Source organism: Sphingomonas sp., assembly GCF_019749955.1.
In the GTDB taxonomy this organism is placed as follows: Bacteria; Pseudomonadota; Alphaproteobacteria; order Sphingomonadales; family Sphingomonadaceae; genus Sphingomonas.
This window is the reverse complement of record NZ_JAIEPC010000016.1, coordinates 19248-34000: the sequence shown is the minus strand read 5'-3', so window position 1 is coordinate 34000 and position 14753 is coordinate 19248. Positions and strand designations below refer to the sequence as shown.

Genomic DNA, 14753 nt, shown 5'->3' with positions numbered 1-14753 from the left:
CACGAAGTGCGGCGCGTGCCTAGTGTGAACATAACTTAATTTGGAGCCGGAATGATATTTAATGACGAAAAAGTTCTGGTGACGGGGGCGAGCGGCTTTGTCGGGGCGGCGGTCGCCCGCGCGCTGGCGGCGCAAGGCGCGCGGCTGCGGCTGCTGGTGCGCGCGACCAGCGACCGCACCAACGTCGCCGGACTCGGCGCTGAGCTGGTCGAAGGGGATCTGCGCGACGAAGGATCGGTGCGGCGGGCAGCCGAAGGCGTGCGCTATCTGTTCCATGTCGCCGCCGATTACCGGATCTGGGCGCCCGACCCCGAGGAAATCGTCCGCAACAATCGCACGGGCACGCTCGCGGTCATGAATGCCGCGCGCGACGCGGGGGTCGAACGCATCGTCTATACGTCGAGCGTCGCAACGCTGAAGCCGCTCGACGGTGACGCCGCCGACGAGACGCGCCCCGCTACGCCTGAGCAAGCGGTCGGCGCGTATAAGCGCTCGAAGGTTGTGGCCGAAAGACTGGTCGAGGCGATGGCGGCGGACGGCCTGCCGGTGGCGATCGTCAATCCCTCGACCCCGATTGGCCCGCGCGATGTGAAGCCGACGCCGACGGGGCGAATCGTTGTAGAGGCCGCCAATGGCAAAATGCCCGCCTATGTCGAAAGCGGGCTCAACCTCGTCCATGTCGATGATGTCGCGGCCGGGCATCTGCTCGCGCTGGCGAAGGGGCGGATTGGCGAGCGCTATATTCTGGGCGGGCAGGATGTGTCGCTTGGCGGTATGCTCGGCGAGATTGCGCGGATCGTCGGGCGCAAGCCGCCGTCGGTCGTCATCCCGCGCGCGCCGCTGTTCCCGCTCGCCTATGCCAATGAAGCTTGGTGCCGCCTGACCGGCAAGACCGACCCGTTTCTGACGGTCGATTCGCTCAAGATGGCGGCGCACAACATGTATTTCTCCTCGGCCAAAGCGGAGGCTGAGCTGGGCTATCGCGCGCGGCCTTATGCCGAGGCGTTGCGCGATGCGGTCGACTGGTTCCGCGCGGCGGGCCGAATCGCATGATCTGGGTCGGCGGCGTTGCGCTGGCGGTGTGGCTGGTGCTCGTGTTGGCACGCGACGGCTTCTGGCTGACCCGCGAGCGTGACTCGCTGGGCCTGCCGCCAGCGCCCACCGTTTGGCCATCGGTGGTGGCCGTGGTGCCCGCGCGCGACGAAGCCGAAGTGATCGCGCGATCGATTGGCAGCCTGATTGCGCAGAATTATCCGGGCGATTTCCGGGTGGTGCTGGTCGACGATAATTCGAGCGATGGCACGGCGGCGATCGCGCGGGCAGCCGGGGAAGCTGCTACAAAATCAAGCCCCTCCCCTTCAGGGGAGGGGCTTGGACGGGCTGATAGACTCACCATCCTCACCGGTGCGCCGCTCGCGCCCGGCTGGACCGGCAAGCTGTGGGCCGTGCATCAAGGCATCGCGGCGGCGGGGGCGCCCGATTACCTCTGGCTGACCGATGCCGATATTGCCCACGCCCCCGACACGCTCACCAGCCTCATCACCCGCGCGGTCGGCGATGACCGCGTGCTGGTGACGTTGATGGCGCGGCTGCGCTGCGAAAGCCTCGCCGAGCGTGCGCTGATCCCCGCCTTCGTCTGGTTCTTCGCGATGCTCTATCCCTTCGCCGCCGTGAACCGCGCGGGCGGCATCGGCGGCGCGGCGGGCGGTTGCATGCTCGCGCGCCGCGACGCGCTCGAAGCCGCCGGAGGAATCGCGGCGGTGCGCAGCGCCCTGATCGACGATTGCGCGTTCGGCGCGCTGATGAAGCGGCAGGGCCGCGTGTGGCTGGGCCTCACCGACCGCTCGGTCAGCATCCGGCGGTACGACACATGGGCGTCGGTCGGGGCGATGATTTCGCGCTCGGCCTATGCGCAGCTGCGCTATTCGCCGGTGCTGCTGGCGGGCACTTTGGTGGGGCTTGCGCTAATATACCTCATCCCGGTCTTGCTCACCCTGTTCGCCGAAGGCTATGCGCGCGGGCTTGGGCTTGCCGCGTGGGTGCTGATGACGATCGCCTTCCAACCGATGTTGCGTTTCTATCGTCGCTCGCCGCTGTGGGGGGTGGCGCTGCCCGCCATTGCGCTGTTTTATGCGGCCCAAACCTTCGCCTCGGCGTGGGCGCATTGGCGCGGGCATGGCGGCATGTGGAAGGGCCGCGCTCAAGCGGCGATCGGCGCATGACCGCGATCACCGCCGAAGCCGCAACGCTCGCCTCGGGCAAGGGGCATAAGGACGAGAATTTTCCCGTCGCGTCGTTCCTGCTGAAGCCCGAACACCGCGCGCCGGTGATGGCCTTCTACCATTTCGCGCGCGCTGCCGATGATGTTGCCGACAATGCCGCCGCGAGCACTGACGAAAAATTGGCCTTGTTGGCCGCGATGCGCGCGACGCTGGCGGGAACGAGCGACACCAACCCCGAATCGCGCGCGCTCCGCGCCGTGCTCGATCAGCACGCCCTCACCCCGCAGCACGGACTGGACCTGCTGACCGCCTTCGAACGCGACTGCACCGTCGATCGCTACGCAAGCTGGGCCGATCTGATGGACTATTGCCGCTATTCGGCGGCCCCCGTCGGACGCTATGTGCTCGACGTGCATGGCGAGGACCCCGCGACCTGGCCCGCGTCCGACGCGCTGTGCGCCGCGCTCCAAGTGATCAATCACTTGCAGGATTGCGGCAAGGATTATCGCGCGATCGACCGCGTTTATATCCCGACCGAGATGCTCACCGACGCGGGCGCCCGCGTCGAGGAACTGGGCGCCGACAAGGCGAGTCCGGCGCTGCGATCGGTGATCGTCGCCTTGGCGGAAAAGACTCAAGGCCTGCTCGCGCAATCGGCGGCCTTTTCCGGCATGATTCGCGACAAGCGCCTCGCGGTCGAAGTCGCCATTATCCAGCGCCTCGCCGAAAGCCTGACGCGGCGGCTGATCACGCATGATCCGCTCAGCGAGCGCGTCCATCACGGCAAGGCCGAAATGGCGGGGCTTGCCGCCTGGGCCGCGATCCGGCGGCTGGTCGCATGAATCCGAAGAACACTCCCGCCGCGCTGCAGGCGCAGGTATCGGGCAGCAGTTTTTACGCCGGGATGCGCGTGCTGCCCAAGGCCGAGCGCGAGGCGATGTACGCCGTCTATGCCTTTTGCCGCGCGGTCGACGATATCGCCGACGACCAGCAAGGCGACCGCGCGAGCCGCGCCGAAGCGCTCGACGCTTGGCGCCACGATATCGACGCGCTTTACGATGGCAAGCAACCGGGCCGCGCCGAACTGGTGGCCGAAGCCGTGCATCACTTCCATCTCGAAAAGGCCGATTTCCACGCGGTGATCGACGGCATGGCGATGGACGTGGTCGACGATGTCCGCGCGCCCGATTTCGCGACGCTCGATCTTTACTGCGACCGCGTCGCCTCGGCCGTCGGGCGGCTGTCGGTCAAGATTTTCGGCATGGAGCATGACGAGGGCATCAAGCTCGCGCATCACCTTGGCCGCGCGCTGCAATTCACCAACATCCTGCGCGACATCGACGAGGATGCCGAGATCGGCCGCGTCTACCTCGCGCGCGAACACCTGGTTCAGGCCGGCGTCGACTTGTCGTCGCCGCAGGCGGTCGCCGCCGACCCGCACCTCGACCAGCCCGCGCGCGATCTCGCCAAGCTGGCGCACGAACATTATGCCGCCGCCGATGCCATTCTCAAACGCCGCCCCAAGGGGCATCTGATCGCGCCGCGCCTGATGGGCGCGGTGTATGAGAAAATCCTGTCGCGGATGGAAGAAGTCGGCTGGGGACCGCCGCGCACACGGATCAAGGTCAACAAGGCCGCCTTGCTGTTCACCGTCGCCCGGCTGTGGTTGATGCGTTGATCCGACGCGCGACGATCATTGGTGCGGGCATGGCGGGGCTGTCGGCGGCGGTCGAACTCGCGCGCGATGGCTGGAAGGTCGAGCTGTCCGACAGCGCGGCGCAGGCTGGCGGTCGCTGCCGCAGCTATCACGACCCGCAGTTGGGCCGCGTGATCGACAATGGCAATCACCTGGTGCTCGCGGGCAACCAGGCGGTCGCGACCTATCTGGCGACGATCGGCGCGAGCGATCGGGTCGTCGGCCCGGCGAGCGCCAGCTTCGATTTCGTCGATTTGAAGGACGGCGCGCGCTGGACGATTCGCCCCAATGACGGACCGATCCCGTGGTGGCTGTTGTTCGCCGGGCGGCGCGTCCCCGGCACGGGAATCGCCTCATACGCCGCCTTGGGGCGCCTGCTCGTAGGCCGGAATTCTGACCGGGTATCAGACCGCATCGACTTATCAGGACAGCTAGCGCGGCTTCTAATCGACCCTGTGCTGCTATCGGCACTCAACACAGATCCGCGCGAGGGATCGGCGCGGCTCGCCGCCGCCGTGATCAAGGGATCGCTTGCGCGCGGCGGCAAGGCGAGCGCGCCCCGCATTGCCGAGCCGACTCTGGCGGCGGCGTTCGTCGAGCCTGCGCTCGCATGGCTCGCCTTGCGCGGTGGCAGGCTCGCGACCGGCACCCGGCTGCGCGCGCTGGTGACCGAGGGCGACCGCGTAACGGGACTCGATTTCGGCGATGGCATCGAGCCGGTGCATGGCCCGGTGATTCTCGCGGTGCCGCCGTGGGTCGCGCAGAGCCTGCTGCCGGGGCTGAGCGCGCCGACCGAATTCCGCGCGATCGTCAACGCGCATTTCGCTTTTGCCCCGCCTCCGGGCACCCCCGCGATGATCGGCGTGATTGGCGGGACGGCCGAATGGATCTTCGCCTTCGAAGACCGGATTTCGGTGACGGTGAGCGGCGCCGATCGCCTCGTCGACACCGACCGCGAGACGCTGGCGCGCACTTTCTGGGGCGAGATTGCGGCGATCCACAAGCTGCCGACCGAGCTGCCGCCGTGGCAGATCGTCAAGGAGAAGCGCGCCACTTTCGCGGCCACTCCGGAGCAGGATGCGCTGCGCCCCGGTGCCGCGACGCAGTACCGGAACCTGTTCCTCGCGGGCGATTGGACGCAAACGGGGTTGCCCGCGACGATCGAAGGCGCGATCCGTTCCGGCGTGACGGCGGCGAAATTGGCAAATCGGCTGACCTAGACTAAAGACCAGCTAACCGTTCGTCCCGAGCGAAGTCGAGGGACGGGCCGCGCGCGAGTCGCAAGGTGTCTCGACTTCGCTCGACACGAACGGTTGGGGATGATTTGGGGGAATGAGTTTCGCTGCAATGTCGACCCTAACCGAAACCCGACCCGACCTGATCGCCGCTGCCGACGCCGCCACCACGCGCGCCGCCGCCGCCCTGCGCGACGTCCAGCGCGACGACGGCCACTGGGTGTTCGAGCTCGAAGCCGATTGCACGATCCCGGCCGAATATGTGCTGCTGCGCCATTATCTCGGCGAGCCGGTCGACGCCACGCTCGAAGCCAAGATCGGCCGTTATCTGCGCCGCATCCAGTCCGCCAAGCACCACGGCTGGTCGCTGTTCCACGCCGGGGACTTCGACATTTCGGCGACGGTCAAAGCCTATTACGCGCTCAAGATGATCGGCGACGATATCGACGTGCCACACATGGCGCGTGCCCGCGCGGCGATCCACGCGCATGGCGGGGCGGCGGCGGTCAATGTTTTCACCCGCATCCAGCTCGCATTGTTCGGGGCGGGGCCGTGGTCGGTCATCCCGACGATGCCGGCCGAGCTGATCCTCCTGCCGCGCTGGTTCCCGGTGCATCTGTCGAAAATGTCCTACTGGGCGCGCACGGTGATCGTGCCGCTGCTCGTGCTCGGCGTGAAGAAGCCGCTCGCGAAGAACCCGCGCGGCATCAAGGTCGAGGAACTTTACACTGTCAAAGCCGCGCCGCTCAAAAGCAATGTCGCGGGGGCCAAGCGGCACTGGCAGCTATTCTTCGGCGCCATCGACCGCGTGCTGAAGACGCTCGAACCGGTCTGGCCGAAGCGCAGCAGCGACCGCGCGATCCGCGCCTGCGTCGATTTCGTGGTCGAGCGGCTGAACGGCGAGGATGGGCTCGGCGCGATCTATCCGGCGATGGCGAACAGCGTGATGATGTTCGATTGCCTTGGCTACGCGCCCGATCACCCGCACCGCGCCATTGCCCGCCAGTCGGTCGAAAAGCTGCTCGTGATCAAGGACGACGAAGCCTATTGCCAGCCCTGCGTCTCGCCCGTGTGGGATACCGCGCTCGCCGCGCATGCGATGCTGGAGGCGGGCGGCGAGGAGAATGAAGCACGCGCCCGCGCGGGGCTCGAGTGGCTCAAGCCGCTGCAAGTGCTCGATGTGAAGGGTGACTGGGCCGAGGAAAAGCCCGATGTCCGCCCCGGCGGATGGGCGTTTCAGTATAACAACGCGCACTATCCCGATCTCGACGATACGGCCGTCGTCGTGCTCGCGTTCGACCGCGCCAAGGACAAGCTCGCGCCAGCAGGTTTTGGCGCCGGCGGCTATGACGAAGCGATTGCGCGCGGCAATGAATGGACCGTCGGGCTGCAATCGAAGAATGGTGGCTTCGGCGCGTTCGATGCCGACAACACCTATGATTATCTGAACAACATTCCGTTCGCCGATCACGGCGCGCTGCTCGACCCGCCCACCGCCGATGTCACGGCGCGCTGCGTGTCGATGATGGCGCAATTGGGCGAGACCGACAGCGACCGGATGAAGGCGGCGCTCGCCTATCTCGCCGATGAGCAGATGCCGGACGGGTCGTGGTTCGGGCGCTGGGGCGTCAATTACATCTATGGCACCTGGTCGGTGCTCTGCGCGCTCAACGCGGCGGGGCTTGGCGCCGGTCACCCCTCGATCGCGCGTGCGGCGGACTGGCTGGAAGCGATCCAGAATCCCGACGGCGGCTGGGGCGAGGATTGCGACAGCTATGCGCTCGATTATGCGGGATACACCCCTGCCCCCTCGACCGCATCGCAGACCGCCTGGGCACTGCTCGCGCTGATGGCGGCGGGGCGCGTCGATGGCGACGCTGTCGATCGCGGGATCGCGTGGCTGGTCGAGCATCAGGATGCCGACGGGCTGTGGGGGCAGGAACACTATACCGGCGGCGGCTTCCCGCGCGTGTTTTACCTCCGCTATCACGGCTATCCGAAGTATTTCCCGTTGTGGGCTGTCGCGCGGTACCGGAATTTGAAGCGGTCGAACGCGCGGGATGTCGCGTGGGGGATGTGAGGGCCGCTGCGCTCTTAGGCTGCCTTCGCAACATCATTCACCGTCACCCCGGACTTGTTCCGGGGCCCACCCCTCCAACCGCGACGCCATGGATTGTGGCGCGGTGGGCCCCGGCACAGGGCCGGGGTGACGATAGGGCTGAGCGGGGTCCGACCGCGTGATCCTCATCGCCTGCGGTCTGCAACGCGAAGCCGCCATCCTCTCGCGCGACGGCGTGCTGGCGATCCCCGGCGGCGGCGACGCTGCGCGGTTGGAGGCGGCGCTTGAAGCGGCGACATACGACGCGACGATGATTCTGTCCTGCGGCATCGGCGGCGCGCTCGACCCAGCGCTGAAGGCGGGCGACCTAGTCCTCCACCTCCCCCCGTTCGTCCCGAGCGTAGTCGAGGGACGGGCCAAAAGCGATGTGATCGGTGTCTCGACTGCGCTCGACACGAACGGGCGGGGGGAATTTGTGGAGCGCCTGACGGCTGCCCTCCCCCACGCCCACCTCGGCCCGATCATCGGTCAGGATCACATCGCGGCCACCGTCGCCGAAAAGGCCGCGCTCCATGCCGCCACCGGTGCGCTCGCGGTCGACATGGAATCGCACATCGCCGCCCGCGTCGCCGCGCGCCACGGCCTGCCCTTCGCCGCGATCAGGACGATATCGGATACGGCCAGCGAAACCTTGCCCCCCGCCGCGCTCGTCGGGATGAACCCCGACGGATCGATGGCGCTGGGCAAAGTGCTGCTGAGCCTCGCGCGCGACCCCGCGCAACTCCCCGCGCTGATCCGCACCGGGCGCAGCGCCGAAGCGGCATTTCGGGCACTGGGCCGCGTCGCCGACGCAATCGCGGCCCTGAACAAGGCCTAAGCCGCGCGCTGCGTCCGCTTGTAACCCTCGGGATCGGCCGCCTTGATCCGCTCCAGCTCGCGCTCGACGTGCAGCGAGTGAACGTCGGCTGCTTTCCGCGCGTTCGACAAGTCGATGTCCGCCGCCATCGGCCCCTCCGTCCGAACGCCGTTGCGGCCGATCGCGAACATCTTGAGCGGATTGCGGATCGAATCGCTCGCCGCCGTGCCTTCGAACCCGCAATGGACCATGCAGTTCGAGCATTTCTCGTACTTGCCGACGCCATACTGGTCCCAATCGGTGCCTTCCATCAGCTCGGCGAAGGTGTCGACATAGCCTTCGCCGACCAGATAGCAGGGCTTCTGCCAGCCGAAGACGGTGCGCAGCGGCATCGACCAAGGCGTGCATTCATAGGTCTGGTTGCCCGCGAGGAAATCGAGGAACAGCGGCGAATTGGTGAAGGTCCACTTCTTGCCGCCGTCACCTTTACGGAACACGTCGCGGAAGAAATTCTTGGTGCGTTCGCGCGTCAGGAAATGCTCCTGATCGGCGGCGCGCTCATAGGAATAGCCGGGCGAGATGGTGATTTCGACGCCGCGCTTTTCCATTTCGTCGAAGAAGGCCGCGAGGCGGTCGGCATCGGCGCCGTCGAACACGGTGCAGTTGACCTGCACGCGGAAACCGCGTGCCTTGGCCATTTCGATTGCTTCGATCGCGACTTCATACGTGCCTTCCTGATCGACGGCGTGGTCGTGCATGCCCTTGTCGCCATCGAGGTGGATCGACCAGGTGAAGAAGGTCGACGGCTTGTAATCGTCGATCTTCTTCTTGAGCAGCAGCGCGTTGGTGCACAGGATCACGAACTTCTTCTTCGCGATATAGCCCTCGACGATCTTGGGCATGTCACGGTGGAGCAATGGCTCGCCACCCGCGATCGAGACGGCGGGCGCGCCGCATTCGTCGATCGCGTCCATGCATTGCTGCACACTCAACCGCTGGTTGAGGATCGCATCCGGGTAGTCGATCTTGCCGCAGCCGGGGCAGGCGAGGTTGCAGCGCAGCAGCGGCTCGAGCATCAGGACGAGCGGATATTTCTTCCCGCTGAATTCCTTGCGAACGGTGTAGCTGCCGATCCGGGCGAGCAGTGAGAGCGGAAGAGTCATACGATCGGTTCCTATGCCGCCGTGACGCGGGCGGGGTGAAGCGCGGAAGTGGCGTGCCTTAGCTCGGAAGGGAGGCTGAATTCCACCCTTTCTTCGATGCCGTCGAGTTGGGAGACTTTGACCGGACCCAAATTGCGCAAGGTGGCAATGACGCTATCGACGAGTTCGTCGGGGGCGGAAGCGCCCGCCGTCAGCCCGACAACCTCCACGCCATCGAACCATGCCGGGTCGATCGCGCTGCCATCGGCGACCAGAAAGCTCGGCAGGCCTTCATCGACGCCGATTTCACGCAGGCGATTCGAATTGGAGCTGTTCTCGGCGCCCACCACCAGCAACAAGTCTACCACGCGACAAAGGTCGCGCACCGCAGTCTGGCGATTCTGCGTCGCGTAGCAAATCTCGGTCACATCCGGGCCGACCAGATCGGTGAAGCGCGCTTCGAGCGCCGCAATCACACTGCGGGTGTCGTCGACCGACAGCGTCGTCTGGGTGATATAGGCGACCGGCGCATCGTCGGCGAGCGGGAGCGCCGCGACATCGGCTTCGGTCGACACCAGATGCACCGGCGTGCCGACCTGGCCGATCGTGCCCTCGACCTCAGCATGGCCGGCATGGCCGATCAGCACGATCGTGCGGCCCTGCCCGGCATAGCGGCGCCCCTGAATGTGAACTTTGGTGACGAGCGGGCAGGTCGCATCAAGCACCGGCAGGCCGCGCCGGGCCGCCTCATCCTCGATCGCACGCGACACGCCGTGCGCGCTGAAGACGGTGCGCGCGCCATCGGGGATTTCATCGAGTTCCTCGACAAAAATCGCGCCCTTGCGCTGCAACTTATTGACGACGTGGCGGTTATGCACAATTTCGTGGCGCACATAGACGGGCGCGCCATAGAGGTCGATGGCGCGTTCGACGATTTCGATTGCCCGCACGACGCCCGCGCAGAAGCCGCGCGGCTGTGCCAATATTACTTCCAAGGAATAGTCCCTTTCCCTACCCCCAAGAGCCGCCGCGTCGCCTCTTTCCGCGAAGATTCGGGCAGCATCGTGACCATCCTTGATCGCAACCCCGGCCTTCAAAAGGCAAATGTCATAATAGTGCAGTGCGGCAAGAAAAAAAGCAAAATTCTGTCCGGCTCACTCGCCATGCCGCCGCGTCGGCCCTGATCGCACGCGAAAGAGCCGCGTTGGTGCCGTTTTTGCCAGCTTAGGTTCAGGGGGTGGACGCCAAAGACGCACCGCTTTATCGCCTTTACCACCGCAGGAGTTCGACCATGCCCCGCTTTTCCCTGCCCAATTCTGCTTCGCTCGCGGCACTCGCGCCGGTGGCGCTTGCGTTGACGATCGCGACGGCAGCCCCGGCGCAAGCACCAGACCCTGCCCGCGCGCCGGTGCAGACGCTGGACGACGGGCTGATTGCAATCATGAAGGGCGGCCAGAAGCTGGGCTTCAGTGGCCGCGCCGCACAAATTGCGCCGGTCGTCGACCGCGCATTCGATCTGCCGTTGATGACTCGCCTCGCGGTCGGCCTGCCGTGGGTGAAGGCGACGCCCGCTGAACGCACCGCGTTGCAGGCCGCGTTCCGCAAGCTGACGATCAACGAATATGCCCGCAATTTCGACGACTGGTCGGGTCAGGCCTTCGCGATCGACCCCAAGGTCGATGCGCGCGGCGGCGACCGGCTGGTCAAGACCACGCTGACCACACCGCGCGAAGCCCCGGTGAGCATTGCCTACCGCGTCCATCAGGTCGGCGCCGACTGGAAGATCAGCGACGTCTATTTCAAAAATGCGATCAGCCAGCTCACCACGCGGCGCGCCGATTTCGAAGCGATTCTGGCGAAGGGCGGCCCGACGGCACTGGTAAGCCACATCAACACGCTCGCGGACAAGCGCTGAGCGGCATGGGGGGACTGACCGGCACCGGGAGCGAGCTTGTCATTGCGTTCATGCTGGCGTCGGGCGGCGTGCCCGGCCAGCAGGCGGTGCCGACACCAACCGCCGATAAATCGGCAACGGTCGACCAGAGCGCACCCGTCGAGACTGCGCCCGTCGAGGCAGCGGCCGCACCGGTCGCTGCGCCCGCATCCGTCACGCCGCCGGTTGCGCGGCGCACCCGCGCCAAGGGCGATCCGTTGGAGGGCTTCAACCGGGCGATGTACCGGCTCAACCAGACCTTTGACCGCGCGATTTTCCGCCCGCTTGCCTTCGCCTATAAGGCGGTGGTGCCCAAACCGGTCCGTGGCGGGTTGCGACATTTTTTCGCGAACATCCACGAGCCGATCGTTTTCCTGAACGACTTGCTCCAGTTGAAGCCCAAGCGTGCGATCAAGACCTTCGCGCGCTTCCTGATCAATTCAACCGCCGGGGTCGGCGGGCTGCTCGATCTTGCCAAGGATGACGGGCTGCCGCACCGCGAGAACGGCTTTGGCAACACGCTTGCGCGCTATGGCGTGAAGCCGGGTCCATATGTGTTCCTGCCCTTTTTTGGCCCATCAACCTTGCGCGATCTTGTCGCAAGCCAAGCCGATGGATTCATCCTGCCGCTCAACATCGGCGAGCCGTTTGACCGCATCGAATATCAGATCCCGCACGGCCTGATCACGGGGCTCGACCTGCGCGTCGAATCGGATACCGAACTGAAGGCGCTGCTCAACGGCGCCGCTGATCCCTATGCGACGTTGCGGTCGGTCTATTTACAGAACCGCGCGCTGGAGGTTGCCGAAGTGCGCGGGGAAGCCGCACCGTCGCCGCTCGACGACCCGCTCGACGACCCGCTCGCCGATCCCGAAGCCAAACCCGGCGACGCTACGCCGCCTGCGACCGAGCCGACCCCGCCAACCGACACCGCGCCCGCCGAGCCGGCACCTGCTGCGACCCCGTCAGCCCAGCCTGTCCCGCAGGACGCGACGCTGGCCTTCGTTGCCTATTCCGACTGGCGGATCTGACGCGGCGGGCCGAGCAGCGCGGGTTCGAAGATTAGCGCGCAGACCAGAGTCCAGGCGAGCGAGATCATCAGGATCTTGCCCATGCTCGCCGTGCCGGGATGATAGGATAGCCATAGCGCGCCAAACGCGCTGCCCGTCGCCAGGGCCGAGAACAGCACGGCGCGCGCGAGGCTCGACTGGAGCAGGTCAGTCGCGCCGTCGCGCCATGCCATCACGAAATAAATGTGGAAGGCGACGCCCACCCCGAACAACAGCGGGAAGGCGATGATATTGGCGAAGTTGATCGGCTGACCGATCAACACGCAACTCCCCAGCGTCAGGAACCCCGACAGCACCACGGGCGCGAGCGTGAAGGCGACTTCGCGGATGTCGCGTAGCACGATCCACAGCAGCAAGCTGACCAGCGCGAGCGCGATAATGCCCGCCTGCACGAATGCCCAGGCGACAGTCTTGGCGGCTTCCTGTGTCGCGACGGGCAAGCCAGTGGCGGTCGGGGCGATCTTGGACACCGCCGCCGTGAAGCGCGTCAGCACGCGATTGTCGTTGCTGTCGCCCTTCGGGAATATTTGAACCCGCGCGCGCCCGTCTTTGGCGATCCAGTCCTCGGCGATTTCGGGCGGCAGCGTCTCGCGGGTCACGTCGCTTGCTTGCAGCACGGCGCGGGCCTGATCGAGCATCACGGTCAGCGGCGGTACGAGTGCTTCGGTCGCGCGGGTGCGGACGGCTGGGGATGCAGCGGCCAATCGGCCAAGCGTTGCCGCCAGCGTCTTGGCGTGCCCCGCAGCCGGGCCGTTCTGCGTCGCGGCGACGCGCGCGAGCTGATCGCGCGTGGTGGCGAGCGCGGCCACAGTTTCGGCATCGCCCGGAGGGGCCGCGACATCGAACGGATTAAGCGTCAGATCGAGCAGTAGCGACGCATCCTGCACCAGTGCGAGCTTTTCGGGCTGTTGGTTGGGGATATAGCTGTCGATCGACACGGCTTGCGCGACTTGCGGAAGCTTGGCGGCGCGCGCCGCGATTGCTTTCGCCGCGTCGGGCGTGTCAGCGAGCACATAAATGGTGTTGGGCGTGCGCAGCGGATCGCGCATCAGATCGGCGAGCGACTTCATCGCCGGGCCGTTCGGATTGCGCAGGTGGAGCGGATTGAAGTCGAAATTGACCAGCGGCAGCAGCGCAATCGTCCCCGCCATCGACCCAGCGAATGCCCACAGCACGGCCTTTCGGTGGCGCGCGAGCCAGTGATCGAGCGGCGCTGCTCCGGCAAAGCCCACGTCGCGCGTTGGCTTGCCCGGTTTGAGCAGCATGATCAGCGCGGGCAGCAGCGTGACCGACAGAACGAGCGCGATCACCATGCCAAGACCAGCGATGATGCCGAGTTCCGAAATGCCGACATAATCGGTCGGCAGGAACGCCCCGAAACCCAAGAACACCGCGCCCGCCGCGAGCGTCAGCGGCGCGCCGAGCGCGGCGGCGGCGTTTTCGAGCGCCTGAGGAATGCTCGCCCCTTCGCAGCGTTCATGGTTGAAGCGCACGCTGATCTGGATGCCGAAATCAACGCCGAGCCCGACGAACAGCGGAATGAAGGCGACCGAAATCAGGTTGAGCGTGCCCACCGCCGCCAGCCCGACCGCCGTCGCGATCACCAACCCGGCGACGATCGTGACGACGATGGCGACCACGATCTTGGCCGATTTGGTCGCGAACCAGAGCGTGACCAGCATCGCCAGCGCCATGATCAGCCCGACGATGCCGATGTTTTCCTCAAGTGAGGAAAATTCCTCATCGTTGAGCGGCACGTCGCCGGTCACTTGCACCCGCACGCCATGCGCGACGTCGAACTTCATCGCTTGCGCGGCGGCGTTGATCGCCGCGACCGCCTTTTCGCCCGGCTTGAGCGAGGTAAAATCGAGCACCGGCTTGGCGAGGATCAGCCGCCGCGTCGGCGGCGCCTGCCCGCCCTTGGCAGCGAACAACGCCTGCCACGAGAAATAGGCCGGCCTCCCCGCTTCAACCTTCGCCAGCGCGCTGTTGAGCGCGACCATCGGCTTGTCGATATCGGCAAGCTTGGCCGATCCATTCTCGACCCCGGTGAGGATCGTCCCGAATGCACCCGCGATCCCGCGCAGCGACGGATCGGCGGCGAGCGGCCCGAGCAGCGGCTGGGCGGAAATCAGCGACTGGGTGGTCGATCGCACTTCGGCGACCGAGCCGAACAACAGCCCGTGCTGCGAAAGCCACGTGCCGCCGTCGGGGCGCTTCACATTCTGGAACTGCGCCTTGTCGCTGGCCAGCCGTTCAGCCAGCCGCGCGGTCGCCAGCTCGGCCAGTTCGGGCGTCTTGCCGTCGACCACAACCAGGATCGTCAGCGCCTGTTGCGGGAAGGCCTGATTGACTGCCGCCTCGTTCACGCGCCACGCGACCTTGGGCGAAATCAGCGCCTGTGTATCGGTGGTCATCGCGAAATGCGTCGCCGCAAACCAACCGGCGCCGACCGTCGCCAGCATCAGCGCGAGCAGCAACAGCCACGCCCGCCGCGCGCTGAACGCGACGATGCTGTGGATGGCCGTGGCTGCCGCCTC

12 protein-coding genes are annotated in these 14753 nt (G+C 66.2%); 9 read left to right on the top strand and 3 right to left on the bottom strand.

The genetic code is table 11. The features are described 5' to 3' along the window. Positions 1-51: 51 nt before the first annotated feature. From hpnA to K2W81_RS05430, 7 genes are all read left to right on the top strand, one after another. The gene (hpnA, locus tag K2W81_RS05460) at positions 52-1053 is read left to right on the top strand and encodes a hopanoid-associated sugar epimerase (RefSeq protein ID WP_294102074.1); all 1002 of its coding nucleotides are present in this window, start codon (positions 52-54) and stop codon (positions 1051-1053) included. Continuing rightward, positions 1050-2222: a glycosyltransferase gene (locus tag K2W81_RS05455; RefSeq protein ID WP_294102073.1), complete on the top strand. Its 1173-nt coding sequence runs from the start codon at positions 1050-1052 to the stop codon at positions 2220-2222. The genes hpnA and K2W81_RS05455 overlap by 4 nt, the downstream gene beginning before the upstream one ends. Beyond that, a complete protein-coding gene (gene hpnC / locus K2W81_RS05450; RefSeq protein ID WP_294102072.1) occupies positions 2219-3064 on the top strand; it encodes a squalene synthase HpnC in 846 nt (281 codons plus the stop codon). Before K2W81_RS05455 ends, hpnC begins: the two co-directional genes overlap by 4 nt. Continuing rightward, positions 3061-3900, top strand: coding sequence for a presqualene diphosphate synthase HpnD (gene hpnD, locus K2W81_RS05445; protein ID WP_294102070.1), 840 nt, complete (start codon positions 3061-3063; stop codon positions 3898-3900). Before hpnC ends, hpnD begins: the two co-directional genes overlap by 4 nt. Next, complete coding sequence (hpnE, locus tag K2W81_RS05440; RefSeq protein ID WP_294102209.1) at positions 3900-5138, top strand: hydroxysqualene dehydroxylase HpnE; 1239 nt, start codon at positions 3900-3902, stop codon at positions 5136-5138. Before hpnD ends, hpnE begins: the two co-directional genes overlap by 1 nt. A 127-nt stretch (positions 5139-5265) precedes the next feature. Further along, entirely contained in the window at positions 5266-7233 is a 1968-nt protein-coding gene (gene shc, locus K2W81_RS05435) for a squalene--hopene cyclase (protein WP_294102068.1), read from the top strand. Between the two features lie 157 nt (positions 7234-7390). Then, positions 7391-8089 carry a phosphorylase gene (locus tag K2W81_RS05430; protein WP_294102066.1) on the top strand — a complete coding sequence of 233 codons (699 nt, stop codon included), beginning with the start codon at positions 7391-7393 and terminating at the stop codon, positions 8087-8089. Here K2W81_RS05430 and hpnH read toward each other — a convergent pair. Both hpnH and ispH read right to left on the bottom strand, forming a co-directional pair. After that, positions 8086-9231, bottom strand: a complete 1146-nt coding sequence (hpnH, locus tag K2W81_RS05425; RefSeq protein WP_294102064.1) for an adenosyl-hopene transferase HpnH — start codon at positions 9229-9231, stop codon at positions 8086-8088. The two genes, K2W81_RS05430 and hpnH, sit on opposite strands and share 4 nt — an antisense overlap. Positions 9232-9242: 11 nt before the next feature. Continuing rightward, positions 9243-10205 (bottom strand): 4-hydroxy-3-methylbut-2-enyl diphosphate reductase, encoded by a 963-nt coding sequence (ispH, locus tag K2W81_RS05420; protein ID WP_294102062.1) that lies wholly within the window; start codon positions 10203-10205, stop codon positions 9243-9245. Positions 10206-10501: 296 nt separating this feature from the next. On the opposite strand from ispH, the gene K2W81_RS05415 reads away from it, so the two are divergent. Together K2W81_RS05415 and K2W81_RS05410 are read left to right on the top strand one after the other, a co-directional pair. Beyond that, a complete protein-coding gene (locus K2W81_RS05415; protein ID WP_294102061.1) occupies positions 10502-11125 on the top strand; it encodes an ABC transporter substrate-binding protein in 624 nt (207 codons plus the stop codon). 5 nt (positions 11126-11130) lie between these two features. After that, positions 11131-12174, top strand: a complete 1044-nt coding sequence (locus K2W81_RS05410) for a VacJ family lipoprotein (protein WP_294102059.1) — start codon at positions 11131-11133, stop codon at positions 12172-12174. Here K2W81_RS05410 and K2W81_RS05405 read toward each other — a convergent pair. Further along, the gene (locus tag K2W81_RS05405; RefSeq protein ID WP_294102208.1) at positions 12153-14735 is read right to left on the bottom strand and encodes an MMPL family transporter; all 2583 of its coding nucleotides are present in this window, start codon (positions 14733-14735) and stop codon (positions 12153-12155) included. The genes K2W81_RS05410 and K2W81_RS05405 overlap by 22 nt on opposite strands. Positions 14736-14753: the final 18 nt, after the last annotated feature.

Excerpts from the sequence above, each read along its gene's own strand:
- hpnA (WP_294102074.1), top strand. The coding sequence starts at position 52 with ATGATATTTAATGACGAAAAAGTTCTGGTGACGGGGGCGAGCGGCTTT.
- K2W81_RS05455 (WP_294102073.1), top strand. The coding sequence starts at position 1,050 with ATGATCTGGGTCGGCGGCGTTGCGCTGGCGGTGTGGCTGGTGCTCGTG.
- hpnC (WP_294102072.1), top strand. The coding sequence starts at position 2,219 with ATGACCGCGATCACCGCCGAAGCCGCAACGCTCGCCTCGGGCAAGGGG.
- hpnD (WP_294102070.1), top strand. The coding sequence starts at position 3,061 with ATGAATCCGAAGAACACTCCCGCCGCGCTGCAGGCGCAGGTATCGGGC.
- shc (WP_294102068.1), top strand. The coding sequence starts at position 5,266 with ATGTCGACCCTAACCGAAACCCGACCCGACCTGATCGCCGCTGCCGAC.
- hpnH (WP_294102064.1), bottom strand. The coding sequence starts at position 9,231 with ATGACTCTTCCGCTCTCACTGCTCGCCCGGATCGGCAGCTACACCGTT.
- K2W81_RS05415 (WP_294102061.1), top strand. The coding sequence starts at position 10,502 with ATGCCCCGCTTTTCCCTGCCCAATTCTGCTTCGCTCGCGGCACTCGCG.
- K2W81_RS05410 (WP_294102059.1), top strand. The coding sequence starts at position 11,131 with ATGGGGGGACTGACCGGCACCGGGAGCGAGCTTGTCATTGCGTTCATG.